The sequence below is a fragment of the Brevundimonas sp. genome, assembly GCF_046293315.1.
In the GTDB taxonomy this organism is placed as follows: domain Bacteria; phylum Pseudomonadota; class Alphaproteobacteria; order Caulobacterales; family Caulobacteraceae; genus Brevundimonas.
Window position 1 is genome coordinate 1 of sequence record NZ_JBKBPF010000042.1, and the last position, 783, is coordinate 783.

At 61.3% G+C, this 783-nt stretch carries 1 protein-coding gene; it reads left to right on the forward strand.

Going from position 1 to position 783, the window contains the following annotated elements:
- Window positions 1-783: TonB-dependent receptor domain-containing protein (locus ACK4SE_RS13905; RefSeq protein WP_409693897.1), on the forward strand; the 783-nt coding region annotated here is incomplete at both ends.

The window sequence follows — 783 nt, forward strand, 5'->3', positions numbered from 1 at the left end:
CGACGGTGACATCCTGGACCGGATGCGTCTCTATTCGCCCTCGAACACCAACACCAACCGCATCAGCGTCAACAGCTCGCTGATCTATGACTTCAGCGACAACCACCGCTTCCGTCTGTCGTACACTCGCGATTTCGGCGTTCATCGTCAGACCGGCGCCTATTCGTTGCTGAACCCGGCTGGCCTGCCGAACGACGTCTTCGCCGGCTATAACAAAGATGAAGCCATCCTGACCCTGAACGGCGCCGTCTTCCAGAAGCGTGACCGTCGTTCGACCGCTGAGCTGGAGCAGTTCGCGTTCCAGTACGTCGGTGACTTCTTCGACAACGCCCTGACCGTCGACTTCGGCATCCGCGCGCCCTTCTTCTCGCGCACGCTGAAGAACAACTGCTACCAGCAGAACACCTTCGACGCCTACTGCTCGGCCCAGACGCCGTTCGTCGCCCCGACCTCGGGCGCGCCGGTTCGTTTCGAGCGTGAGTACGACGACATCCTGCCGAACGTGAACGTCACCTGGCGTTTCGCCGAGAACCAGCAGGTCTTCGGTTCGTTCTCGCAGAACCTGTCCTCGCCCCGCACCGACGACCTCTACGACCGCCTGCCGGCCAACCCGCAGCCGGAAACCAGCAACAACTACGACCTGGGCTATCGCTACCAGTCGGGTCGTCTGATCGGCGGCGTCTCGGCCTATCGTTCGGACTTTGAGAACTACATCGTCCGCGCCACGACCGATATCCTGGACGCGGATGGCAACCCCAGCGGTGAAACCATCGTCACCAACAT